This window comes from Arthrobacter paludis, assembly GCF_056782315.1.
Genome location: NZ_JBXAEW010000015.1, coordinates 47,770 through 71,990, shown reverse-complemented (window position 1 = coordinate 71,990; position 24,221 = coordinate 47,770). Strand labels below are relative to the sequence as shown.

The 24,221-nt window shown below is 71.8% G+C and carries 23 protein-coding genes and 1 riboswitch; of the genes, 16 read left to right on the top strand and 7 right to left on the bottom strand.

Going from position 1 to position 24,221, the window contains the following annotated elements; translation table 11 throughout:
• The first annotated feature begins 14 nt into the window (after window positions 1-14).
• From AC1Q5D_RS13510 to AC1Q5D_RS13485, 6 genes are all read left to right on the top strand, one after another.
• Window positions 15-605, top strand: coding sequence for a single-stranded DNA-binding protein (locus AC1Q5D_RS13510; RefSeq protein ID WP_481738982.1), 591 nt, complete (start codon window positions 15-17; stop codon window positions 603-605).
• 65 nt (window positions 606-670) lie between these two features.
• The gene (rpsR, locus tag AC1Q5D_RS13505) at window positions 671-910 is read left to right on the top strand and encodes a 30S ribosomal protein S18 (RefSeq protein WP_481738981.1); all 240 of its coding nucleotides are present in this window, start codon (window positions 671-673) and stop codon (window positions 908-910) included.
• A gap of 18 nt (window positions 911-928) precedes the next feature.
• Window positions 929-1,387, top strand: coding sequence for a 50S ribosomal protein L9 (gene rplI, locus AC1Q5D_RS13500; protein ID WP_481738980.1), 459 nt, complete (start codon window positions 929-931; stop codon window positions 1,385-1,387).
• Window positions 1,388-1,541: 154 nt separating this feature from the next.
• Window positions 1,542-1,656, top strand: a riboswitch (SAM riboswitch).
• A gap of 50 nt (window positions 1,657-1,706) precedes the next feature.
• The gene (locus AC1Q5D_RS13495) at window positions 1,707-2,213 is read left to right on the top strand and encodes a flavin reductase family protein (protein WP_481738979.1); all 507 of its coding nucleotides are present in this window, start codon (window positions 1,707-1,709) and stop codon (window positions 2,211-2,213) included.
• An 865-nt stretch (window positions 2,214-3,078) separates the two neighbouring features.
• A complete protein-coding gene (gene dnaB / locus AC1Q5D_RS13490) occupies window positions 3,079-4,455 on the top strand; it encodes a replicative DNA helicase (protein WP_481738978.1) in 1,377 nt (458 codons plus the stop codon).
• A 2-nt stretch (window positions 4,456-4,457) separates the two neighbouring features.
• Window positions 4,458-5,315, top strand: a complete 858-nt coding sequence (locus AC1Q5D_RS13485) for a class II glutamine amidotransferase (RefSeq protein WP_481738977.1) — start codon at window positions 4,458-4,460, stop codon at window positions 5,313-5,315.
• Here the strand turns inward: AC1Q5D_RS13485 and AC1Q5D_RS13480 are convergent.
• The 4 genes from AC1Q5D_RS13480 to AC1Q5D_RS13465 form a co-directional block, all read right to left on the bottom strand.
• Window positions 5,305-5,811, bottom strand: coding sequence for a GyrI-like domain-containing protein (locus AC1Q5D_RS13480; RefSeq protein WP_481738976.1), 507 nt, complete (start codon window positions 5,809-5,811; stop codon window positions 5,305-5,307). The two genes, AC1Q5D_RS13485 and AC1Q5D_RS13480, sit on opposite strands and share 11 nt — an antisense overlap.
• Window positions 5,812-5,938: 127 nt before the next feature.
• Window positions 5,939-7,027, bottom strand: a complete 1,089-nt coding sequence (locus AC1Q5D_RS13475; protein WP_481738975.1) for a tellurite resistance/C4-dicarboxylate transporter family protein — start codon at window positions 7,025-7,027, stop codon at window positions 5,939-5,941.
• Window positions 7,028-7,071: 44 nt separating this feature from the next.
• Window positions 7,072-7,389 (bottom strand): MoaD/ThiS family protein, encoded by a 318-nt coding sequence (locus AC1Q5D_RS13470; RefSeq protein ID WP_481738974.1) that lies wholly within the window; start codon window positions 7,387-7,389, stop codon window positions 7,072-7,074.
• Window positions 7,390-7,398: 9 nt separating this feature from the next.
• Window positions 7,399-8,535 (bottom strand): WD40/YVTN/BNR-like repeat-containing protein, encoded by a 1,137-nt coding sequence (locus AC1Q5D_RS13465; RefSeq protein WP_481739006.1) that lies wholly within the window; start codon window positions 8,533-8,535, stop codon window positions 7,399-7,401.
• Between the two features lie 128 nt (window positions 8,536-8,663).
• Between AC1Q5D_RS13465 and AC1Q5D_RS13460 the strand changes: the two genes are divergently transcribed.
• Window positions 8,664-9,461, top strand: a complete 798-nt coding sequence (locus AC1Q5D_RS13460) for a dioxygenase family protein (RefSeq protein WP_481738973.1) — start codon at window positions 8,664-8,666, stop codon at window positions 9,459-9,461.
• A gap of 39 nt (window positions 9,462-9,500) precedes the next feature.
• Here the strand turns inward: AC1Q5D_RS13460 and AC1Q5D_RS13455 are convergent, their stop codons facing one another.
• Window positions 9,501-10,313, bottom strand: a complete 813-nt coding sequence (locus AC1Q5D_RS13455; RefSeq protein WP_481738972.1) for an SDR family oxidoreductase — start codon at window positions 10,311-10,313, stop codon at window positions 9,501-9,503.
• A 170-nt stretch (window positions 10,314-10,483) separates the two neighbouring features.
• Between AC1Q5D_RS13455 and aceE the strand changes: the two genes are divergently transcribed.
• Window positions 10,484-13,162, top strand: coding sequence for a pyruvate dehydrogenase (acetyl-transferring), homodimeric type (aceE, locus tag AC1Q5D_RS13450; protein WP_481738971.1), 2,679 nt, complete (start codon window positions 10,484-10,486; stop codon window positions 13,160-13,162).
• Between the two features lie 292 nt (window positions 13,163-13,454).
• On the opposite strand, the gene AC1Q5D_RS13445 is transcribed toward aceE, so the two are convergent.
• Window positions 13,455-13,652 (bottom strand): hypothetical protein, encoded by a 198-nt coding sequence (locus tag AC1Q5D_RS13445; RefSeq protein ID WP_481738970.1) that lies wholly within the window; start codon window positions 13,650-13,652, stop codon window positions 13,455-13,457.
• Between the two features lie 461 nt (window positions 13,653-14,113).
• Between AC1Q5D_RS13445 and uraD the strand changes: the two genes are divergently transcribed.
• The 4 genes from uraD to AC1Q5D_RS13425 all read left to right on the top strand — a co-directional run bounded on the left by uraD (window position 14,114) and on the right by AC1Q5D_RS13425 (window position 17,752).
• Window positions 14,114-14,611, top strand: coding sequence for a 2-oxo-4-hydroxy-4-carboxy-5-ureidoimidazoline decarboxylase (uraD, locus tag AC1Q5D_RS13440; protein WP_481739005.1), 498 nt, complete (start codon window positions 14,114-14,116; stop codon window positions 14,609-14,611).
• A 75-nt stretch (window positions 14,612-14,686) separates the two neighbouring features.
• Window positions 14,687-15,049, top strand: a complete 363-nt coding sequence (gene uraH / locus AC1Q5D_RS13435) for a hydroxyisourate hydrolase (RefSeq protein ID WP_481738969.1) — start codon at window positions 14,687-14,689, stop codon at window positions 15,047-15,049.
• Between the two features lie 2 nt (window positions 15,050-15,051).
• Entirely contained in the window at window positions 15,052-15,978 is a 927-nt protein-coding gene (pucL, locus tag AC1Q5D_RS13430; RefSeq protein ID WP_481738968.1) for a factor-independent urate hydroxylase, read from the top strand.
• 103 nt (window positions 15,979-16,081) lie between these two features.
• The gene (locus tag AC1Q5D_RS13425) at window positions 16,082-17,752 is read left to right on the top strand and encodes a nucleobase:cation symporter-2 family protein (RefSeq protein WP_481738967.1); all 1,671 of its coding nucleotides are present in this window, start codon (window positions 16,082-16,084) and stop codon (window positions 17,750-17,752) included.
• 193 nt (window positions 17,753-17,945) lie between these two features.
• Here the strand turns inward: AC1Q5D_RS13425 and AC1Q5D_RS13420 are convergent, their stop codons facing one another.
• Window positions 17,946-18,707, bottom strand: a complete 762-nt coding sequence (locus AC1Q5D_RS13420) for an IclR family transcriptional regulator (protein WP_481738966.1) — start codon at window positions 18,705-18,707, stop codon at window positions 17,946-17,948.
• A gap of 251 nt (window positions 18,708-18,958) precedes the next feature.
• On the opposite strand from AC1Q5D_RS13420, the gene AC1Q5D_RS13415 reads away from it, so the two are divergent.
• From AC1Q5D_RS13415 to AC1Q5D_RS13400, 4 genes are read left to right on the top strand one after another with little or no spacing between them, the layout of a single operon-like run.
• Window positions 18,959-20,344 carry an NAD-dependent malic enzyme gene (locus AC1Q5D_RS13415; protein ID WP_481738965.1) on the top strand — a complete coding sequence of 462 codons (1,386 nt, stop codon included), beginning with the start codon at window positions 18,959-18,961 and terminating at the stop codon, window positions 20,342-20,344.
• Window positions 20,345-20,371: 27 nt separating this feature from the next.
• A complete protein-coding gene (gene aceB / locus AC1Q5D_RS13410) occupies window positions 20,372-21,997 on the top strand; it encodes a malate synthase A (RefSeq protein ID WP_481738964.1) in 1,626 nt (541 codons plus the stop codon).
• Window positions 21,994-23,298: a DUF6986 family protein gene (locus AC1Q5D_RS13405; RefSeq protein ID WP_481738963.1), complete on the top strand. Its 1,305-nt coding sequence runs from the start codon at window positions 21,994-21,996 to the stop codon at window positions 23,296-23,298. Before aceB ends, AC1Q5D_RS13405 begins: the two co-directional genes overlap by 4 nt.
• Entirely contained in the window at window positions 23,291-24,127 is an 837-nt protein-coding gene (locus AC1Q5D_RS13400) for a bifunctional allantoicase/(S)-ureidoglycine aminohydrolase (protein WP_481738962.1), read from the top strand. The genes AC1Q5D_RS13405 and AC1Q5D_RS13400 overlap by 8 nt, the downstream gene beginning before the upstream one ends.
• The last annotated feature ends 94 nt before the right edge of the window (window positions 24,128-24,221 follow it).

Below are 24,221 nucleotides of genomic sequence, written 5' to 3'. Positions count from 1 at the left end.
CGCCAGGAGGCACCATGGCAGGCGAGACCGTCATCACGATCATCGGCAACCTCACCGCTGATCCCGAGCTCCGCTTCACGCCCTCGGGCGCGGCGGTGGCGAACTTCACCATCGCCTCCACGCCGCGGACCTTCGACCGCCAGACGAACGAGTGGAAGGACGGCGAAACGCTGTTCCTTCGCTCCTCCGTGTGGCGCGAGGCCGCGGAGAACGTCGCCGAGACGCTGACCAAGGGCATGCGCGTCATCGCCCAGGGCCGGCTGAAGTCGCGTTCCTACGAAACCAAGGAAGGCGAGCGCCGCACCGTCAACGAGCTCGAGGTCGACGAGATCGGCCCGTCGTTGCGGTACGCGTCCGCGAAGGTGACCCGCGCCCAGCGCTCCGGCGGTGGCGGCGGCGGGTTCGGCGGCGGAAACTCCGGCTTCGGCGGGGGCAACGCCGGGTTCGGCGGCCAGCAGCAGTCCGGCGGCTTCGGCGGGGGCAACCCCGGCCAGGGCGGCCAGGGCGGCGGCTGGAACCAGCCCGCGGACGATCCGTGGTCCTCGTCGGCCGGCAGCAACGCCGGCTGGGGCAACAGCTCCGGCGACGACGAACCGCCTTTCTAGAAACAACCAACATCCACCATCCCGCAGACCCGGTCTGCGGGCTCCAACCATAGAGGAGCTCCACGATGGCTAAGGCTGAACTCCGTAAGCCCAAACCAAAGTCCAACCCCCTGAAGGCCGCTGACATCAAGGTCATCGACTACAAGGACGTCACCCTGCTGCGCAAGTTCATCTCGGACCGCGGCAAGATCCGTGCCCGCCGCGTCACGGGTGTCTCCGTCCAGGAGCAGCGCAAGATCGCCCTGGCGATCAAGAACGCGCGCGAGGTTGCCCTGCTGCCCTACTCCGGCGCTGGCCGCGGCTAAGGAAAGAGGGAACACACCATGGCTAAGCTCATTCTGACCCACGAAGTGACCGGACTCGGCACCGCCGGCGACGTCGTCGAGGTGAAGGGCGGCTACGCCCGCAACTACCTCCTGCCGCGCGGCTTCGCCATCACCTGGAGCAAGGGTGGCGAGAAGCAGGTCGAGGACATCCGCAACGCCCGCGCGGCGCGCGCCGTCGCGTCCCTCGAGGACGCGCAGGCGCTGGCGGCCAAGCTCGGCTCGCAGCCGGTGAAGATCCAGGTCAAGGCCGGCGAGGCCGGCCGCCTGTTCGGCACCGTCAAGCAGTCCGACGTGGCCGCGGCCGTTGAGGCCGCCGGCCTCGGCTCCATCGACAAGCGCATGGTCGAGATGCCCGAGCACGTCAAGTCGCTGGGCAACTACCAGGCCACCGTGCGCCTGCACGAGGACGTCTCCGCCACGGTCGACCTGCAGGTCGTCGCCGCGAAGAAGAAGTAACCACCGCGGCCGCCGCGCCGCACGGCCCACCGCCTCCGGCGGTCCGGGCCACCCCGAGGGGGCCCCGCCTGTCCAGGCGGGGCCCCCTCGCGTCTTGCGAAATGTTGCGGGCCCCCTTTGACGGCCCCTGTGGGGGCCCGTAGCGTGGAGAACGAATCAAGAGAGCCAACGACAAGCCCTGGCTGGTTGGCCGGCAACCCTCTACCGGTAGTGGGGTGCTCCAGGTGACGATTCGGCCTCCGGGAGCCCCCGGACGGCAAGTACCGCACCCGCGGTCCGCTTTGGTGGTACGCGGTGTGCCCAACGCGAAGGACGCACCATGCCGCTCTCCCAGGACCTCAGCCCGTTGGCCCTCCGCAGCTCGTTCGCCCGCTACCCCTCCGGCATCGCCGCGCTCTGCGCGATCGTGGACGGGGAGCCGCAGGGCATCGTCGCGTCCTCCTTCACCGTGGGGGTCTCCCTCGAGCCGCCGCTGGTGATGTTCGCGGTCCAGAACACGTCCCGCACGTGGCCGCTCGTCCGCCAGGCGGGGCGCATCGGGGTCTCGATCCTCTCCGAGCAGCACGACGGCGTGTGCCGCCAGATCGCCTCCCGGGACGGCGACCGCTTCGCCGGCCTCAAGCTCGATTCCACGGACGAGGGCGCGCTCTTCCTGCAGGACGCCTCGCTGTGGCTGGACTGCTCCGTCGAGAACGAGGTCCCCGCCGGCGACCACACGGTGGTGCTGCTGCGCGTCCACGGGCATTCCACCCTCGACGGCGCCGAGGCGCCGCTGGTCTTCCACGACTCCGGGTTCCACACGCTGCGCCGCGACGCCCTGGTCTAGGTTCGTCGAGGCCTCCGGGCCAACCCCCCGTGGAGGGCCGCCTCCGGCCCTTGGAGCACGCCGACGAGAGCCGGGTTCCCCGCACGGGGGAGAAGCCCACCGCGCACATCTCGCCGGCGCGCGTGGTCGCGTCCGGGAACCGGCAGCGCCCGGAGCCGACGCTGCCCTGCCCCCACGTCACCGGGGTGCGCCCGTCGGGTCCCCGATGCGCCGCAGCGACGCCTCGGCGTCCGCGCGTCCGGTGCCGTTGGCCACGGCCGCATCGATCGCCCGGGGGATCGGCGGCCCCGGGACGGGTCTTGGGCCCGCGCCTGCGGAATGTATGCCGGGGCGCAGGCGGATGCCCGGTCCCCGACGCGGGCGGGACCACGGCCACACGCTCCGCATCCGAACGCCGGCGGCGGGCCGCCGGAGGACCCGCCCTCCCCGCCACGTGGACCCGCGCTTGTGGAAAACCGCGGTGGGGCCGTGGATAAACCGCTGGACTAGACCGGATTCGACGGGTTTTCCACGGACCATCCGCGCCACGCCCGACACCCATAGAGTTCCAATCCACAACAGTGGAAACAAGAAACGCCTAGTCAAACGGCGATTATCTCGAAAAATAGTTCTCAATCCACAGGTTCTTCCCCAAGCTGTGCACACAACACGCCGTAATGCCCACAGCTCATCCACACCTCCTGTGGATAACTCGCTTGGCGATCCCCGGGGGCGGGCCTATGGTTGCGGGGTTCCCCCACTATCCACAGGCCCGCCGAATCCACGGCCGGGGCACCGGACCGCCCGCCGGCGGTGCCGGCTGGGATACTGGTGGGGTGCCGGTGCGGCCGCGACGCGGCCGCCGGCTCAGCGGGAAGGGGATACGGTGTCGCTGACGCAGACGGAATCGGGGGCCAGCGCCAGGGAGTCGGACTTCGGGCGCACGCCCCCGCAGGACCTCGTCGCCGAGCAAAGCGTGCTCGGCGGCATGATGCTGTCGAAGGACGCCATCGCCGACTGCGTCGAGGCGCTGCGGGGGGTCGACTTCTACCGGCCGGCGCACGAGTCGATCTTCGAAGCCATCATCGACCTCTACGGCCGCGGCGAGCCCGCGGACGCCGTGACGGTCTCCGACCTGCTGACCAAGCGCGGCGAAATCACCCGCGTGGGCGGGCCGGCCTACCTGCACACGCTGATCCAGTCCGTCCCGACGGCCGCGAACGCCGGCTTCTACGCGGAAATCGTCCGCGAGCGCGCCGTGCTGCGCCGCCTGGTCGAGGCCGGGACGAAGATCGTGCAGATGGGCTACTCGCAGGACGGCGAGGTCGACGCCATCGTCAACGACGCGCAGGCCGAGATCTTCAAGGTCGCCGAGCGCCGCACGGCGGAGGACTACGTGCCCCTCCGGGACATCATCGAGGGCACGGTCGACGAGATCGAGTCGGCGGGCAGCCGCGGCGAGGGCATGATCGGGGTCCCGACCGGCTTCTACGAGTTCGACGAGCTCACCCAGGGCCTGCAGGGCGGCCAGATGATCGTCATCGCGGCCCGTCCGGCCATGGGCAAGTCGACCTTCGCACTCGACTGGGCCCGCTCGGCGGCGATCAAGCACAACCAGACGACGGTGTTCTTCTCCCTCGAGATGGGCCGGAACGAGATCGCCATGCGCCTGCTCTCGGCGGAGGCGAGCATCGGCCTCCAGGACCTCCGCAAGGGCACGGTCAAGGACGAGCAGTGGGGGAAGATCGCTACCACGATGGGCCGGCTCAACGACGCGCCCCTCTACATCGACGACTCGCCCAACATGTCCCTGATGGAGATCCGGGCGAAGTGCCGCCGCCTGAAGCAGAAGCACGACCTCAAGCTCGTGGTCCTGGACTACCTGCAGCTGATGAGCTCCGGCAAGCGGGTCGAGTCCCGCCAGCAGGAGGTCTCCGAGTTCTCCCGCGCCCTGAAGCTGCTGGCCAAGGAGCTCCAGGTCCCCGTCGTCGCGCTCTCGCAGCTGAACCGCGGGTCCGAACAGCGCACCGACAAGAAGCCGATGGTCTCCGACCTGCGCGAGTCCGGCTCGATCGAGCAGGACGCCGACATGGTCATCCTGCTGCACCGCGACGACGTCTACGACAAGGAATCGCCGCGCGCCGGCGAAGCCGACGTGATCGTCGCCAAGCACCGCAACGGCCCGACGAAGACCATCGTCGTCGCGTTCCAGGGCCACTATTCGCGGTTCAACAACATGGCGACCGACGGCGGCGGCTTCTAGCCATGTGCCGGCTGCTCGGGCTCGCCGCCGGGGACGCGCGGGTCCGCGCCACGTTCTGGCTGCTCGAGGCGCCGGACGGCCTGCTCGCGCAGTCCCGGTCCCACCCCGACGGCACCGGCCTCGGCACGTTCCGGGAGGACGGGACGCCCAGGGTGGAGAAGCGCCCGATCGCCGCCTACGAGGACCTGGGCTTCGCGCGGGCCGGCCGCGAGCGCTGGTCGACGACGTTCGTCGCCCACGTCCGGCACGCCACGGCCGGGCGGCGCGCCGTCGAGGACACGCACCCCTTCGAGCTGGAGGGCAGGATCTTCGCCCACAACGGGACGGTCGGCGACCTGGAGCGGCTCGAAGGGCACCTGGGTCCAGACCTGGGACTGGTGCGCGGCGGCACCGACTCCGAGCGCCTGTTCGCTCTGGTCACGCGCGAGATCCGCGCCGCGGGCGACACGGCCGCCGGAATCCGGGCGGCCGTCGGCTGGGTTGCGGAGCAGCTGCCCGTCCGGTCGCTGAACTTCCTCCTCGCCACGGCGACGGACCTGTGGGCGTTCCGCTACCCGGACACCGAGAGCCTGTTCCTCCTGCGCCAGTCCGCGGGCGACGCGGTCCCCGAGGCGACGACCAGCGAGGGAATGCGCGTCCGGGCCGGGACGCTGGCCGGGCACGCCGGCGTCGTCATCGCCAGCGAGCGCATCGGGCCCGCACTGCCCTGGGAGGAGATCGAGCCGGGAACGCTGGTGCACGTGGGCCCCGACCTGGCGGTCACGCGGCAACGGGTGCTCGCCGGACCGCCGGCGCGCCCGATGGCGGCCGGCGACGTCCACCACGTGGCGGCCGACGGCGGGCCGGCCCCTAGTCCTTGACCCGGAGGAACAGGTCCGTGCGCATCGACTCCGGGTCCGCATCGGGGCCGGGTTCCGTGACGTAGACCTCCCACAGCGGAAGCCCCGCCTCGTGGCCGCTGCGCGCGGCCCAGTCCACCAGCGACTGCCAGGCGCCGGGCAGCCCGTCGTAGGGCCCGAGGTGGCTGACCATGGCGACCGCCCCCTCGGGCAGGACCGACGGGACGACGACGAGGCCGTCCCCGGCGGGGTGCTCCCCGGAGAGGCGGTGGTCCACCGCGAAGCCGATCTCCAGGTCGGCCGTGTCATCGGGCAGGCGGTGGTGGAGGGCGAAGGCCGGGCCCACCGGGCTCAGCCCCTCGGCGTCGAGGACGCGGGAGATCGCGGCGAAGGCCCGGTCGTAGAACCCGCGCATCTCTCCCCAGGACATGTCCGTGGCCCGGACGACGGCGGTGCGCGCCTGGGCCACGTGGATGACCGCCGGCTCGCGGCGCGGTTCGAAGTGCGCCTTGGTCATGGCCTGCTCCTCGGTGGTGGGCCGATCCCTGTGCGTGCCACTGTACGACGGCCGGTCGGACGCGGAAAGGGAGGCCCGGTCCGGCGGTGCCGGTGGAGGCGGCCTGCCGGGGCGCGTCCCGGCGGGCTCAGCCGGCCAGGGTCCGCCCCCGCCGCAACCACCGGACCCACGCCTGCAGCATCAGCGCGGCAGCGGCGACCCAGGCGGCCGCAGCGATCCACACGCCGACCTCGCCCGTGCGCACCATGACGCCGATCCCCTCGTGGCGCCCGAAGAAGATGGTCGCCGCCGAGAGCATGCCCAGCGGGAAGACGATGCTCCACAGGCCGGTCTCGTAGCGCAGCGGGTACCGGCGGACCAGGTGCCGCCAGATGCCGAAGACGACCAGGAGGGGGATCCACCACATCCCCACAGCCCAGAGGACGAAGCTCGCCCCGGCGACGAAGGACCGGGTCGAGACGACGGACGGGAACTCCGCGGGCAGGGTGAGCAGCTGGCTCCCGGCGAGCACCGTGATCGCGGTGGCACCCATGAAGATCCAATACGTCGGGCTGAGGTTCTCCGGCCGGTTCGGAACGGTCAACATCCGCAGGGTCACCACGGTGCCGACGATCAGGTACAGCATCACGCCGACGCCCCACATCCCGATGGCCGCGGCCGCGACGAACTGGGTGTGCGTGGTCCGGCCGACGACGGCGAGGGCGGTCGCCATGGACTGGGTCGCGACGACCCAGAGGAACCAGCTGCCGTTGGCATCGTGGAGCACCGGGTGGTCCCTCTCGCGCAGCAGCAGGCTCGCCGGCAGCAGGTACGTCAGCACCACCCACACGCCTCCCGCGACGGCCGCCAGCAGCCGCCCGGATTCGGGATTGCCGGCCAGGTCGTAGTGCAGGGCGAGCACGTTCGCGGCCGCGACGATGGTGAAGAAGCCGAACATGCGCTCCGGGGCCGCCACATCGGAGGCGAGCCTGCCGCGGTGCAACAGGGCCCGCCACACCAGCCCCGCGGTCAGGACCGCGCCCGCGGCGACGGCGATCCAGAACAGGACCCACGACGCCGTGTCCCGGCCCACGAGGCCGAGCCCGGTGGAGAGGATCCCGGTGGCCATGACGAAGGCGAACGCGGCGGGCGGCTGGCCCGCCGCCGCGGCGTCCAGGCGTCCCGCGTGGTGGGCCAGCCGCCCGGCGGGCCGGCGGCGTCCGGCGCTGGCGGTCATGGGCGGTCCTCCCGGGGTCGGTGCCTCCCTAGGCTATCGCCGCTTCAGCCCCCGGCGATGGACTGGATGACCATGACGCGGGCGCCGTCGTCGACCGGCGTCAGCTGGCCCTGCAGGTCCCTGATGTTCTCCTCCCCGAGGAACACGTTCACGTAGCGGCGCACGGCGCCCGTTTCGTCGCGGATGCGACGGGCCAGCACGGGGTGCGGCGCGCACACGGCATCCAAGACGGCGCCGACGGTCGCCTGGGCGGCCCGCGGGCCGGCGCCGCCGTCGTCGCCGCCCAGCGACACCTCGAAACGCCGGCGCCCCGCGGCGGCCGGGGCCAGGACCGCGGGCAACTCAAGCACGACCGTTCCCATGCCCTCCTCCTAGGGGACGACGGCGGCCCGCACGCTCAGCACGTCCGGCAGCCGCTCGGCGACCTGCGTGAAGCCCGAGCCGCCGGGCAGGCTCGCGTAGACGGACCCGCCGCGGGTTCCGAAGTAGATGCCCGGGTCGTCTCCGTGGTCGTCGACCGCGGCGGCGTCCCGGAGCACCGCGTTGAAGTCCGTGTCGGGCAGGCCGGTGTGGATCTCCGTCCAGGACCCGCCGGCGTCGTCCGTCCGCCACACGGAGAGCCGGCCGGTGACGGCGGCCCGGCTGTAGTCGCCCTGCAGGGGGATGGTCCAAACCGTCCCGGGGACCGTCGGATGGGCCAGCATGACGAACCCGAAGTCCGCCGGGAGGCCCTCGGCGATGCTTTGCCAGTGGTCCCCGCCGTCGTCGGAGCGGTAGACCCCGCCGTGGTTCTGGGCGTAGAGCCGCTCGGGATCGCCCGCGTCGGCCGCGATGCGGTGCACGCACTGGCCGAACTCGGGCTCCTGGTCCGGCAGGAACCCGGCGGCGATGCCCCGGTTCACGGCCTCCCAGCTCGCCCCGCCGTCGCGTGTGCGGTAGACGCCCCCGGCGCTGATGGCGACGTGGACGGTATCGGGGTCCGTCGCATGCGGCAGGATCGTGTGCGCCGTCGGGCCGCCGCCCCCCGGGTTCCACTGCTGCCGGTGCGGGTGGTCCCAAAGTGGGCGGTTGAGTTCGAAGTGCCGCCCGCCGTCCGTGGACTTGAAGACCGAGTACGGTTCGCAGCCGGCCCAGACGACGCCCGGCCGGTCCGCGCCGTCGGGCTTGAGGTGCCAGACGCGCTCCAGCGCGGTGTCCGTGTCGGCCGGGAACCTGACCGCGCCCGCCTCGGGCTCCGACCACGTGGCGCCGCCGTCGTCCGAGTAGACGATGGTCGGGCCCCAGTGCCAGTCGAGCAACCCGGCCAGCAGGCGTGTCGAGCCGCCGCGCGTATCGACGGCGACGGCGGAGCATTCGATGTTGAAGTAGTGCGGATCCGTGAGCTCCCAGTGCTCCCGGTCCGTACTGGTGGCCAGCCACAGGCCCTTCTTGGTGCCGATGGCCAGGACGGTGGTGCCGGTGGAAAGGGATGCGCCGCTGGCGGTGGCCGCCGCGGTCGCGGGGTCCATGGTCATGGCCACTAGTGCACCACCGCCGCGACCCTGTGACAAGGGCCACGCCGCGGGTATCCTGCGGGTAGATCCGCAGCGCGCCCAAGAGTATTGAAGTTTCAAGTAAAAGCGGTTAGGCTGGTGCCATGACTCAGACCACCGAACGCCCCCCGGTCCTCTTCCTCAGCCACGGCGCCCCGCCGCTGGCCGACGATGCCCGCTGGACGCGCGAGCTGGCGGACTGGTCCGCCGCGTTCGGCAAGCCCAAGGACATCCTGATGGTCTCGGCGCACTGGGAGAACGCCCCGGTGACCCTGTCCGCGACCCAGCGCCCGACCGAGCTGGTCTACGACTTCTGGGGCTTCCCCCAGAAGTACTACGACGTGCGCTACGACGCACCGCAGGCCCCCGAGCTGGCGCAGGAGGTCTCGAAGCTCGCGGCCTCGCACGGCCACCACGTCGAGCGCGACGAGGAGCGCGGGCTCGACCACGGGGCGTACGTCCCGCTCAAGGAGATGTTCCCCGACGCCGACGTGCCCGTGGTGCAGATGTCGATGCCCACCCTGGACCCCGCCGGCCTGTTCCGGCTCGGCCAGGAGCTCGCCCCGCTGCGCGACCGCGGGACCCTGATCGTCGGCTCCGGGTTCACGACGCACAACCTGCGCTGGTTCAACCCGGCCGGAGGCCCCGACGTCGCCCCGCCGGCCGCCTCGAGCGAGTTCGATCACTGGGCGGAGGAGGCGCTGTCGCGCGGCGACGTCGACTCGGTCCTCGACTTCATCCACCAGGCCCCCGCGGCCCGGGAGGCGCACCCGCGCTCGGAGCACTGGGCGCCGCTGTACGTGGCGCTCGGAGCCGCCGAGGCGTCCACGGGGATCGACGCGAAGACGGCGATCGAGGGGTTCTGGTTCGGGCTGTCGAAGCGGTCCTGGACGCTGACGTAGCGCCGCCGTCGGCCCCCGGCCCCTGGGCCCGGCGGCCGGTCAGCCGCGGCCGATGAACGGCATCCCCGCCGCAGTGACCGTGAGCTGGTTGACGCTGACGGACGGGGGCATCGAGGCGACGAACTCGACGGTCCGGGCCGCCTCCGCCAGATCGAACGCCGGCTCCAGCCGCGTGGACCCGTCCGCCTGCAGGGCGCCCGGCCCCGTGGCGATGCCCTCCATCATCGGGCTCGCCGCGTTGCCGATGTCCAGCTGTGTGCAGGAGATGCCGTAGGGGCGTCCGTCCAGCTCGATCGACTTCGTCAGTCCGGCGACGGCGTGCTTCGTGGCCGTGTAGGCGACGGAGCGCGGCCGGGGCGCCTGGGCGCTGATCGAGCCGTTGTTGATGATCCGGCCTCCGGCGGGGGAGTGGCGGGCCATGCGCCGGAACGCCTCGGCCGCACAGAGCATGGCGCCGGTCAGGTTCACCGCGACGACGGCGTTCCAGTCCTCCGGATCGATCGAGCCGATGTCGGCGCGCGGACCGAAGCTGCCGGCGTTGTTGAACAGGACGTCGAGCCGGCCGAAGCGCCGCTCCGTGGCGTCGAACAGGGTGGCGACGGCCGCGGGGTCCGTGACGTCCGTGGGGACCGTCAGGGCGCGCGGATGGCCGGCCGCCGATGCCTCCAAGGCCGAGGGTGTCCGCCCGGCGAGGGCGACGTTCCACCCGGCCGCCAGGAGCCGGCGGGCCGCGGCGGCCCCGATGCCGCTTCCGGCGCCGGTGACGACGGCGGTGCGTCGCCCTCCGGGCTCGCGGTCCCGCGTGGGGCCGTCCGCCGCATCCCCCGGGTTCCGTGCCGCGTCCTGCTCCATGCCGGACTCCTTCCCGCCCTGCGGCGTGCCGTGTGACGTGGTCCGCTTTGACACCGGACCGAGTGACCGAGTTCACTAGATCCTACTATGCGAGAAAATAATTCCGCATAGTGACATCAGTGTTGGTAATCCGGGGGCGTCACCCGCCTCCGGCCGCCGAAGGGGCAGTCATGACCATCATGGACGACACGCGGGATGCCTTCGGGCAGGACCCGGAAGAGACGGCCGAGTGGATCGAGTCCTTCGACTCGCTCGTCGACGTGCGGGGAACGGTGCGCGCGCAGGACATCATGCGCAGCCTGTGGGGCCGCGCGGGGGAGCGCAGCGTCGAGCTGCCCCTGGTGCACACGACAGACTACGTGAACACGATTCCGGTGGACCAGGAGCCGGAGTTCCCCGGCGACGAGGAGACCGAGCGCCGGTACCGCGCGTGGATGCGCTGGAACGCGGCCGTCATGGTCCACCGCGCCCAGGCGCCCGGCATTGGGGTGGGCGGCCACATCTCGACGTACGCGGGCGCGGCGACGCTCTACGAGGTCGGCTTCAATCACTTCTTCCGCGGCAAGGACCACCCCGGCGGCGGCGACCAGGTCTTCTTCCAGGGACATGCCTCGCCCGGCATGTACGCGCGCGCGTATCTCGAGGGGCGCCTGTCCGAGGCCGAGCTGGACGCCTTCCGGCAGGAGACCTCCCGCGAGGGGCGCGGCCTGCCGTCCTACCCGCACCCGCGGAACATGCCCGACTTCTGGGAGTTCCCGACCGTCTCGATGGGCATCGGCCCGGCGAACGCGATCTACCAGGCGCAGCTGAACCGGTACCTGCACCACCGCGGGATCAAGGACACGTCCCAGCAGCACGTGTGGGCGTACCCGGGCGACGGCGAGATGGACGAGCCGGAGAGCCGCGGCTTCCTGCAGCTGGCCGCGAACGAGAAGCTGGACAACCTCACATTCGTCATCAACTGCAACCTGCAGCGCCTCGACGGCCCGGTGCGCGGCAACGGGAAGATCATGCAGGAGCTCGAGGCGTTCTTCCGCGGCGCGGGCTGGAACGTCGTCAAGGTCGTCTGGGGCCGGGAATGGGACTCCCTGCTGGCCGGCGACAGCGACGGGGCCCTCGTGGACCTGATGAACGAGACCCGCGACGGCGACTACCAGACCTACAAGGCCGAGTCCGGCGGGTTCGTCCGCGAGCACTTCTTCGGCCGCACGCCGGCCACGAAGGAGATGGTCGCCGACCTCACCGACGAGCAGATCTGGAACCTCAAGCGCGGCGGCCACGACTACCACAAGGTCCACGCGGCCTACGCGAAGTCGCTCGAGCGGAACGGCCGCCCGACGGTCATCCTGGCCAAGACGGTCAAGGGCTACGGCCTGGGGCAGCACTTCGAGGGCCGCAACGCGACCCACCAGATGAAGAAGCTGACGCTGGAGGACCTGAAGTCCTTCCGCGACTACCTCCGGATCCCGATCTCCGACGCCGAACTGGAGAAGGACCCCTACCGCCCGCCGTACTACCACCCGGGCATGGATGCGCCGGAGATCCGGTACCTACTGGCGCGCCGGGCCGAGCTCGGGGGCCCCGTGCCGCAGCGACGGGACGCGCCCCTGCCGTTGGCGCTGCCCGACGAGAAGGCGTACGCCGTCGCGAAGCGCGGCTCCGGCAAGCAGCAGGCCGCGACCACGATGGCGTTCGTGCGCCTGCTCAAGGACCTGATGCGGGACAAGGAATTCGGCCACCGGATCGTGCCGATCGTCCCCGACGAGTCCAGGACCTTCGGCATGGACGCGTTCTTCCCGACCGCGAAGATCTACAACCCCGCCGGACAGGACTACCTGTCCGTGGACCGCGAACTCGTGCTCGCCTACAAGGAGTCCCCCCAGGGGCAGCTGATCCACCCGGGCATCAACGAGGCCGGGGCCGTCGCGGCGCTCACCGCGGCCGGCACGTCCTACGCGACGCACGGCGAGCCGCTCGTGCCCGTCTACGTCTTCTACTCGATGTTCGGCTTCCAGCGCACGGGCGACCAGTTCTGGGCCGCCGCCGACCAGATGGCGCGCGGCTTCGTGATCGGCGCGACGGCGGGGCGGACCACGCTGACCGGCGAGGGCCTGCAGCACGCCGACGGGCACTCCCCGCTCCTGGCGGCGACCAACCCCGCCGTCGTCACCTACGACCCGGCCTACGGGTACGAGATCGGGCACATCGTCAAGGCCGGCCTGGAGCGCATGTACGGCGGGAGCCACCCGGACCCGAACGTCATGTACTACCTGACCGTCTACAACGAGCCGATCTCCCAGCCCGCCGAGCCCGACGGGGCCGATGTCGAGGGCATCCTGCGCGGCATCCACCGCGTCGGCGTCTCCGCGGCCGACGGGCCCAAGGCCCAGCTGCTGGCCTCGGGCGTCGCCGTGCCGTGGGCGCTGGACGCGCAGCGGATCCTGGCCGAGGAGTGGGGCGTCTCCGCGGACGTCTGGTCCGTGACCAGCTGGACCGAGCTGCGCCGCGACGGCGTCGCGGCCGAGCGCGAGGCGTTCCTGAACCCGGCGGCCCCCGCGCGCACCCCGTTCGTGGCCAGCCAGCTCGCCGGGGCGGAGGGACCCGTCGTGGCCGTCTCCGACTACGCGTCGCAGGTCCCCGACCAGATCCGCCAGTTCGTCCCGAACCGGTTCGCAACGCTGGGGGCTGACGGCTTCGGCTTCTCCGACACCCGCGCCGCCGCGCGGCGCCGCTTCGGCATCGACGCGGAGTCGGTCGTGGTGCGGACGCTGCAGATGCTCGCGGCCGACGGCGTGGTCGACGCGTCCGCGCCGGCCCGGGCGGCCGAGCGGTACGGCCTGGTCGGCTAGGCCACGCGGGTCCGGGTGGCGCGCCGCCCGGACCACTTCCCGGCGAGACGACCCGCCGCGCGCGAGATGCCCCGGTATGCCGGGGTGTCTCGGACGCGGCGGGTCGTTGGGTGTCCGCCGGGGTGCCTCGGACGCGGCAGGGTGTTTCGGACGCGGCGGGTCGTTTGGTGTCCGGCGGGTCGTCTCGCCGCGGACCGGGGCCGCCGCCGCGCGGGTCCGGGCAGCCGAAAACGGCGGATCCGCCGCCTCACCAACGGATCCGCCGTTTGCCTTCGTGGGCCCGGTGTCGGGCCTAGTGGGACCGCCCCATCCGCAGGCCGGAGAGCAGGCGGCCCCAGACGCCGGGACGCGCCGCCCCGCGCTTCGGGAGCGCGAAGTCGGGATCGAGTCCGCCGGTGGCGTAGAACGGGACGAGGTGCGGCGCGGAGGCCCCCGGGGCCTTCCGCGACGGGGCCGCTGCTGGACGGCCGGTGCGCTTGGTCGTGGTCATGGGAGCCTCCTTAGATTCTCATTATTTCCGTAATTCGGAAAAGATATTCTGAACTACGAAACCAGTATGCGATGGCGCGGGGTCGGGCGCAAGACTTTTCCGGAATCCCGCGCCCGACCTGATCCCTGGTCCTTCCCCTCCGCGCCACGGGCCCGGGGGACCCATCGGTGCGGCATGCGGCCGATGGGCCGACTGGTCCGGCGCGCGTCCGGCGCGACGACTGGCGCGGCCTCCGTCGCGCCGCTCCCGCCGGCGGGCAGCTGTGGGCGGCGCCGATTTCCCCTCGGCCGGAGAACGCATTCCGGTCCGCTCTTGACACACCATATGTGAGCGGCGTTACATTGTGCTCGGAAGAAACATTCCACCATACAGAAACATCGAATCAAGTCGGTCGCGGCCGATGGTCAAGGGTGTTCAGCGCTGAGGTGGAAGCAGTCGAACTGTTGAAAGAGCTGAACCCCATGGACCTGCCGCACTTCAATGCCGCACCCGCCGACGAGGCGCGCGCGTTCCTGCGCCCCTGCGCCGACATCGACCGCTGGATCGACGACATCGTCTCCGGCCGCCCCTACGCCGACCTCGAGGCCCTGGCCGGCCGCGCCCGCACGGCCGCGGATCCGTTCACGCCGGGCGAGGTCGACGCCGCCCTGGCCCACCACCCCCGCATCGGGGAGCGCGCCGGCGGCGACACGGCCGAGGCCCGCCTGAGCCGGGACGAGCAGTCTGCCGTGGACGCCGCGTCGGAGACCGCCCGCCGCATCCTGGCGGGCAACCGCGCCTACGAGGACCGGTTCGGCCGCGTGTTCCTCATCCGCGCCGCGGGTCGCAGCGCCGACGAGATCCTCGCCCACCTCGAGCGCCGGCTGGCCAACACCCCCGAGCGCGAGTCCGCAGAGACCGCCGCGCAGCTGCGCGAGATCGCGCTCCTGCGGCTCCGCGGCGCCGTCGCCTCACCCTGACCCGCCCGACGGCGCCGCCGTCGACCACGTCCACCCGCCCAGGGGCCGCGCCCCCGGCAGCGAAGGAGCACATCGATGAACACCAGTGGCACCGGCACCCAGACCAGCCACATCACCACCCATGTACTCGACACCGGGACCGGGAGGCCTGCCTCCGGTGTCAGGGCCAGGCTGGAGCACCGCAACGCATCCGGCTGGCAGGAGATCGGGACCGGGACGACGGACGGCGACGGCCGCATCCGCGACCTCGGCCCGATCCAGGTTGAAGCGGGAACATACCGGGTCGTCTTCGACACCGGCTCCTACTTCGGGAACCAGGGAACGGAAACCTTCTTCCCCGAGGTGGTGATCGGGTTCGCCGTCGCCGACGCGACCCAGCACTACCACGTACCCCTTCTGATCAGCCCGTTTGCCTACTCGACCTACCGAGGGAGCTAGAAATGACCGCCATCGCCCCGCAGACCGCGAACGGCACCAAGATCGTGCTGGGAAAGAACCAGTACGGCAAGGCCGAGGTCCGCCTGGTCAAGATCACCCGCGACACGGACCGCCACGAGATCGAGGACCTCAACGTCAGCTCGCAGCTGCACGGGGACTTCCTCGCCGCCCACACCGAGGGCGACAACGCGCACGTCGTCGCCACCGACACCCAGAAGAACACCGTCTACGCGTTCGCCCGCGACGGCGTCGGCGCCCCCGAGGAGTTCCTCAAGCGCCTCGGCGACCACTTCACGGGCGAATTCGCCTGGGTGACCGGCGGGCGCTGGGCCGCGGAGCAGTACTTCTGGGACCGAATCCAGGACCACGACCACGCGTTCTCCCGCAACAAGAGCGAGGTCCGGACCGCGATCCTGGAGATCTCCCACGGGACCAAGGACATCGTGGCCGGCATCGAGGGGCTGACCGTCCTGAAGTCCACGGGCAGCGAGTTCCACGGCTTCCCGCGGGACCGCTACACCACGCTGCAGGAGACGACCGACCGCATCCTCGCGACCGACGTGACCGCGCGCTGGCGCTACAACACGGAGGCCGTGAACGGGGGCCGCATCGACTTCAACGCCGTCTACTCCTCCGTGCGGGAGCTGCTGCTCAAGGCGTTCGCCGACACGCACTCGCTGGCCCTGCAGCAGACGATGTTCGAGATGGGCCGCGAGGTCCTCGAGGCGCACCCGGAGATCGACGAGATCCGGATGAGCCTGCCCAACAAGCACCACTTCCTGGTCGACCTGACCCCCTTCGGCCAGGACAACCCGAACGAGGTCTTCTACGCGGCCGACCGGCCGTACGGCCTCATCGAGGCGACCGTCAAGCGCGACGGCACCGCCGACACCCACACCATCTGGGAAAACTCTTCCGGCTTCTGCTAAACCGCACGCCGGAACCCGCCGCGGAGTGGGGGAACGCGCCGGGGCCCGCGCGGCAACACGGGCCCCGGCGTCCCACCCCGGCGAACGGACAAGGAGGTCAGCTGTGACAGCTGCACGCAAGTCAACCACCGCCGCCACCCGTCCCGAGGACGAGCGGCTGCCCCTGGGCCGCACGTTCGCCTACGGGCTCCAACATGTTCTCACGATGTACGGCGGCATCATCGCGCCGCCCCTGATCATCGGCGCCGCCGCCGGCCTCGGCGATGCCGAGCTGGCCCTGCTGGTGGCCTGCTGCCTGTTCGTCGGGGGCCTCGCCACGATCCTGCAGACCGTCGGCATCCCGTTCTTCGGCTGCCAGCTGCCGCTGGTGCAGGGCACGTCCTTCGCCTCGGTCGCCACGCTGGTGGCCATCGTCAACGGCGGCGGGGGCCTGCCTGCCGTGTTCGGCGCCGTCCTGGCCGCGTCCTTCATCGGGTTCGTCATCGCCCCGTTCTTCGCCCGCATTGTCCGCTTCTTCCCGCCCGTCGTGACCGGCGTCGTCATCACGATGATCGGGCTCTCGCTGACCCCGGTCGCCGCGAACTGGGCGATGGGCGGGAACGCGAACGCGGAGAACTACGGCAGCCTCGAGAACATCGGGCTCGCCGCCCTGACCCTGCTGACCGTGCTGGTCCTGAGCAAGGTCGGCAACGCCGCGGTCTCCCGGCTGTCGATCCTGCTCGCCATGGTCATCGGCACCCTGGCCGCGTGGGCGCTGGGCATGGCCGACTTTTCCCGGGTCGGCGACGGCGCGGCCTTCGCCCTGCCGCAGCCGCTGGCGTTCGGCCTGCCGGTGTTCGAGGTCGGCGGCATCATCTCCATGACCATCGTGGTCCTCGTCATCCTGACGGAGACGACGGCGGACATCCTCGCGGTGGGCGAGATCGCCAAGACCCGCGTCGACTCCAAACGCATCGCCAACGGCCTGCGCGCCGACATGGTCTCCTCGATGTTCGCGCCGGTGTTCAACACATTCACCCAGAGCGCGTTCGCCCAGAACGTCGGCCTGGTCGCGATCACCGGCGTCAAGAGCCGCTTCGTGGTCACCGCGGGCGGCGCCATCCTCGTCGTCCTCGGCCTCCTTCCCGTTCTGGGCCGAGTCGTGGCAGCCATCCCCACCCCGGTCCTCGGCGGCGCCGGCATCGTCCTGTTCGGCACCGTCGCGGCCTCGGGCATCCGCACCCTGTCGAAGGTCCGCTACGACCAGGGCTGGAACATGATCATCGTCGCCGCGTCCATCGCGTTCGGCATGATCCCGATCGTCAAGCCGGACTTCTACGACGCGTTCCCCGTCTGGTTCGGCACGATCTTCCACTCCGGCATCAGCTCGGCCGCCGTCATGGCCGTCCTGCTGAACATCCTGTTCAACGAGATCACGCGCGGGAACCCGAAGCGCGGCTCCGTGTTCCAGGCCGCACCCCCGCGCATGGTCCGCCGCGACGAGCTGCGCGGCCTGCGCGACGGCGACCACTTCGACTCGGGCCGGCTCGTCGACGCCGAGGGCACGGAGGTCCCGGTCGTCACGCCCGAGCAGTTCACCCAGGCGCTGGCCGAGCACGTCAGGGCGTGCGACGAGGCGGGGGTCGACGCGGAGCTTCCCGAGGGGCTCTGCCGCGAGGAGGTACTCGAGGCCGCGTCGTCGGCGCAGTCCGCCGACTCCCCGGCCTCCGCCGCGGAGGAGGAAGGGCCCGGCCCGGGATCGGAGCGTCCCCTAGCGGCCAGGGCGCGCCACTAGACGCGGCGCGGGCGGGGTTTCTGGAGGGGAGCCCCGCCCGCGCCGGCACCGGCGGAACGGGGAGGGGCCCGCCGGGACACCGAGGGGCCGGCGCCCGGAGCGATCCGGGCGCCGGCCCTGTGGTGCGCGGGGAGGACGACGGCGGCGCCCGGGTGGCGCGGCGCCCCGGGCGGGGCGGCCCGCGGCCCGGTGGCTAGCGGGATTCGCCCGTGAGCGCCTCGGAGATGGTCGACGTGGCCCGGTGCAGGGCCGGGATCGCGCGGTCCGCGAAGTCCTGGTCCACGCGGGAGACGGGCCCGGAGATCGAGATCGCCATCGGGGTCGGCGCCCCCGGGACCGCCATGGCGAAGCAGCGCACGCCGAGCTCCTGCTCCTGCTCGTCCACGGCGTAGCCCTGGGAGCGGATCCGCTCGATCTCCGCGAACAGTCCGGACAGCGTCGTGATGCTCTTGGGCGTCGGCGCGGACATGCCGGCCTGGGAGACGAGCCGGGCGATCCGCTCGTCGTCCAGCTCGGCGAGGATCGCCTTGCCGACGCCGCTGTTGTGCAGGTTCGCCCGGCGTCCGACCTCGGTGTTCATGCGCATGCTGTGGGGCGACGGGACCTGCCCCGTGTAGACCACCATGTCGCCGTCCAGCACGGCGAGGTTCGAGGACTCGCCGAGCTCGTCCACGAGCGCGCGGAGCACGGGTGCGGCCAGGGCGCCGAGCTGGCGGTTGGCGACCTCGCCGAGGCGGATCAGGCGCGGGCCGAGCGCGTACCGGCGGTTGGGCAGCTGGCGCACGTGTCCGATGCCGACCAGCGTGCGCAGCAGGCGGTGGATCGTGGGCAGGGGGAGCGGGGTCTCGGCGGCGAGCTCGCTGAGCGTGCACTCGCCCCCGGCCCGCGCGATCAGCTCGAGCAGGTCGAACGCGCGCTCGACGGACTGGACACCGGGTGCGGTCTTGGTGGGCAATGTGGTCTCCTCGCGCTGGCGTGCGGCCGCCGTCGGTCGCCGAGAATCCCGGTCCGGCGGTCTGACCTGTCCCCTCAGGCTACCGCATCAAGGGATCACTTTTCCGCCTTTCGAAAAAAGTCCTGAGACGGGGATCACGCTCCCCCCTTGCCATTCGCCAGCCAACCTCCTAATATCCACTATACGGAAACAAATTTTCAAAGACGGAGGGGCCCAGCTCCTCCCGACCCAGTCCCCCAGGAGGACCGACCATGGCCAACCCGAGCCCCGGATACTCGCTGACGCTCCGCGTCGAGACGCCCGCCACGATCACCGCCACGAGCGAGTTGGCCGCGGCGGTCGGCGCCGCCGGCGGTTCCGTGACGGCGCTCGACGTGGCCGAGTCCGGGCACAACGTCATGGTCGTCGACGTCAGCTGCAACACGACCGACGCCGAGCACGGCGAGCGGATCCGCACGGCCCTCGACGCCCTGGACCACGTCAGCGTGCGCAAGGTCAGCGACCGCACGTTCCTCATGCACCTGGGCGGCAAGCTCGAGGTCAACCCGAAGGTCGCGCTGCGCAACCGCGACGACCTCTCCCGCGCGTACACCCCCGGCGTCGCCCGCGTCTGCCAGGCCATCGCGGCCAACAAGGACGACGCCCGCCGGCTGACCGTCAAGCGGAACACGATCGCCGTCGTCACGGACGGCTCCGCCGTGCTGGGCCTCGGCAACATCGGCCCGGAGGCCGCCCTGCCCGTCATGGAGGGCAAGGCCGCCCTGTTCAAGCAGTTCGCCGGCGTCGACGCCTGGCCGGTCTGCCTGGACACGCAGGACACCGAGGAGATCATCCGCGTGGTGAAGGCCGTCGCCCCGGTCTACGGGGGCGTGAACCTCGAGGACATCGCCGCCCCGCGCTGCTTCGAGATCGAGAAGCGCCTGCGCGAGGAGCTCGACATCCCCGTCTTCCACGACGACCAGCACGGCACCGCGATCGTCACGCTGGCCGCCCTGAAGAACGCGCTGAAGGTCGTCGGGAAGGCGATCGCCGACGTGCGGATCGTCGTCTCGGGCGTCGGCGCGGCCGGCCACGCGATCGTCCAGCTCCTCATGGCGAGCGGGGCCCGCAACATCGTGGCCTGCGGCCGCGGCGGCGCGATCGCCCGCGGCCAAGGGCACACCGACGCGCACCGGATCTGGCTGGCCGAGAACACCAACCCGGACGCGTTCGGGGGCACCCTGCACGAGGCGCTGGTCGGAGCGGACGTCTTCATCGGCGTCTCCGGCCCGAACATCATGGGCGAGGAGCACGTGGCCTCGATGGCCGAGGACGCCATCGTCTTCGCCATGGCCAACCCGGACCCCGAGGTCGATCCGGTGGCCGCCGGCCGGCACGCCGCCGTCGTCGCGACCGGCCGCTCCGACTTCCCGAACCAGATCAACAACGTCCTGGCCTTCCCCGGCTTCTTCCGGGGCCTGCTGGACGCCCAGGTGAGCGACATCACCGACCCCATGCTCGTGGCCGCGGCCGACGCCATCGCCGACCGCGTCTCCGACGAGGAGCTCAACCCCGGGTTCATCATCCCCAGTGTCTTCGACCCGCACGTTGCCTCCGACGTGGCGGCCGCCGTGGCTGGCGCCGCCGGAACCAAGTAGGAACCACCGAGAGAAGGAAACTCCGTCATGACCATCTCCGCACAGTCCCTCCCCGCCGTCGCCGGCTCCGAGGCGATCCTCTCCGCCGACGCCCTCGCGTTCGTCGAGAAGCTGCACCGGCGCTTCGCCGCCACCCGCGACGGGCTCCTCGGGGCGCGCGTCGGCGCCCGCGCCGCCGCGGCCGCCTCCGGCCGCCTGGACTTCCTGCCCGAGACCGCCGACGTGCGGGCCGGCGACTGGAAGGTCGCCGAGGCGCCCGCCGCCCTGCGCGACCGCCGCGTCGAGATCACGGGCCCGGCCACCCCGGCCAAGATGGCCATCAACGCGCTGAACTCCGGCGCCAAGGTGTGGCTGGCCGACCTCGAGGACGCGTCCACCCCGTCATGGGCCAACGTCGTGGACGCCCTGCGCAACCTCGGCGAGGCCGCCCGCGGCACGCTGTCCTTCACCTCCCCCGAGGGCAAGGAGTACGCGCTGCGCGCGGACGCCCCGCTGGCCACCGTCGTCGTGCGCCCCCGCGGCTGGCACCTTCCGGAGGCCAACGTCGAGATCGATGGCGAGCCGGCCGTCGGCGCGCTCGTGGACTTCGGGCTCCACTTCTTCCACAACGCCAAGCACCTCACCGAGACCGGCCAGGGCCCGTTCTACTACCTGCCGAAGCTGGAGTCCCACCTCGAGGCGCGCCTGTGGAACGACGTGTTTACGTTCGCGGAGTCCGAGCTGGGCATCGACCACGGCACCGTCCGCGCCACCGTCCTCATCGAGACCATCCCGGCCGCGTTCCAGATGGACGAGATCCTCTACGAGCTGCGCGAGCACGCCTCCGGACTCAACGCCGGGCGCTGGGACTACCTGTTCAGCATCATCAAGTACTTCCGCGAGGCCGGCGAGCGGTTCATCATGCCGGACCGCGCCGACGTCGCCATGACCGCCCCGATGATGCGCGCCTACACGGAGCTGCTCGTGCAGACCTGCCACAAGCGCGGCGCGTTCGCGATGGGCGGCATGGCCGCGTTCATCCCGAACCGCCGCGAGCCCGACGTCACGGCCGCCGCGTTCGAGAAGGTCCGCGCGGACAAGACCCGCGAGGCGAACGACGGCTTCGACGGCTCCTGGGTCGCGCACCCGGACCTCGTCGGCACGTGCCGGGAGGTCTTCGACGGCGTGCTCGGCGAGAAGCCCAACCAGGTGGACCGGCAGCGCCCCGAGGTCTCCGTGACCGCCGACCAGCTGCTCGACGTCGCCTCCGCGCCCGGCCGCGTCACCGAGGCGGGCGTTCACGCGAACCTCTACGTCGCCGTCGCCTACACCGCCGTGTGGCTCTCCGGCAACGGCGCCGTCGCCATCCACAACCTCATGGAGGACGCCGCGACCGCCGAGATCTCGCGCTCGCAGGTGTGGCAGCAGATCCGCAACGGCGTGGTTGCCGAGGACACCGGCAACACCATCACCGCCGAGCTCGTTGCCGGGATCCTCTCCGAGGAGACCGAGCGCCTGCGCGGCGAGGTCGCCGACGACGCCCGCTTCGAGCGCTTCTACCGGCCGGCGTCCGAGCTCATCGGCCGCCTGGTCTCCGGGCGCGACGAGGACTTCGAGGACTTCCTGACCCTGCCGGCGTACCGCCTGCTCACCACCGAGCTGGTGGCCCCGTGACGGGCGGGCCCGCGCTCGGGCGGGAGGCCCTGGCGGCCATCGAGGCGCGGCTCGCCGCCGCGGATGCGGCGCTGGAGCGCCAGTACCCGGGCGACGACGGCCGCCGCCAGGCCGTGCACACCGCCTACGTGCCGGCCGGCCAGTTCACCCCGGCGCTCGCCGCGGACTGGGGCGCGCGCGCTCTGGCCGCGGCGGACGCGGCCGGCGGGCTGGCCGAGGTCGCCCGCCTCGCCGGGCTCGGGGAGGGGGACGACGGCGGCGTCCCGCGCGCCGACGTCCTGGCCGGCCTGGTCCGGGGCAAGCTCTCCGCCGAGCCGATCGAGGACCTGCGCCTGGACTTCGAGGACGGCTACGGCCACCGGAGCGCCGAGGAGGAGGACGCCGAGGCGTTGCGCGCGGCGGCGGCCGTCGCCCAGGCCGTCGCCGACGGCACCGCGCCGCCGTTCATCGGCATCCGCTTCAAGTCCCTCGAGGCCCCCACGAGGGCGCGCGGCCTGCGCACGCTGGACCTCTTCCTGGGCGGGCTCGCCGGGGCCGGGGAGCTGCCGGAGGGCCTGGTCCTGACGCTGCCGAAGGTCACGTCCGTCGCCCAGGTCGAGGCGATGGTGTTCGCCCTCGAGCGCATCGAGGCCGCCCACGGGCTGCGCCGCGGCCGCCTGGGCTTCGAGGTGCAGATGGAGACGCCGCAGCTGGTCCTGGCCGCCGACGGGACCGTTCCCTCCGCGCGGCTGATCCACGCCGGCAAGGGCCGGGTGACGTCGCTGCACTACGGCACCTACGACTACTCGGCGTCGCTGGGCATCGCGGCGGCCTACCAGTCGATGGAGCACCCGGCCGCGGACTACGCGAAGAACGTCCTGCAGGTCGCGGTCGCCGGCACCGGCGTGCACCTCTCCGACGGGTCGACGAACATCCTGCCCGTCGGGGACCCGGAGAACGTCGCCGCCGCCTGGCGCCTGCACGCCCGGCTGGTGCGGCGCCACCTGGAGCGGGGCATCTACCAGGGCTGGGACCTGCACCCGGCCCAGCTGCCGACGCGCTACCTGGCGACCTACGCGTTCTACCGCGACGGCTTCGGCGCGGCCGCGACCCGGCTGCGCAACTACGTCCACCGCATCGAGTCCGCGATCATGGACGAACCCGCCACGGCCCGTGCCCTGGCGGCCTTCATCCACCGCGGCCTGGTCTGCGGCGCACTGACCGCCGCGGAGGTGGAGGAGGCCGCCGAGGTCGACGCCGCCACCGTGCGCGGTCTCGCCCTCAACCGCCCCGCCAACTCCGAAGAGGAATCCCATGTCTGAGACCGCCACGGCGCGTTCCGCCGGCCACTACCGTTCCGCCCAGGGCGGCCACCCGCCGCAGACTGACCTGCTGACCGACCGCGCCATCGTCACCGAGGCGTACACCGTGATCCCGCGCGGGGTCCTGCGGGACATCGTGACCTCCGTCTTCCCGGAGTGGACCAACACCCGGGCGTGGGTGCTGAACCGGCCGGTCGCCGGGGGCGCGACGACGTTCGCGCAGTCCATCGTGGAGGTCTCCCCGGGCGGCGGCTCCGAGAAGCCGGAGCCGCAGACCGAGGTGGAGGGCTTCCTCTTCGTCATGGAGGGCGAGCTCACCGTCACCATCGCGGGCCAGGCGCACGTGCTCGTCCCGGGCGGCTTCGCGTTCGTCCCGGCCGGGACGGCCTGGAGCGTCGCGAACAACGGGGTCGACGCCGCCCACTTCCACTGGATCCGCAAGCGCTACGAGCCGCTGGCCGGGCACACCCCGAAGCCGGTCGTCGGCAACGAGCGGGACATCGAGCCCAGCCCGATGCCCGGCACCGAGAACAAGTGGCGCACCACGCGGATGCTGGACCCGCAGGACCTCGCCTACGACATGCACGTCAACGTCGTCACGTTCGAGCCCGGCGCGTCGATCCCCTTCGCGGAGACCCACGTGATGGAGCACGGCCTGTACGTGCTCGAGGGCAAGGCCGTGTACCGCCTCAACGGGGACTGGGTCGAGGTGCAGGAGGGCGACTACATGTCCCTGCGCGCCTTCTGCCCGCAGGCCTGCTACGCGGGCGGTCCCGCGAACTTCCGCTACCTCCTCTACAAGGACGTCAACCGCCAGGTCGCGCTGTAGCGCCTGCCGCCTTGCCGGGCCCGGGCACCGCCGACGCGGTGCCCGGGCCCGCGTGCGTCCGGGATCCCCACCCGGCTGGCCAACGGCCGGCCAC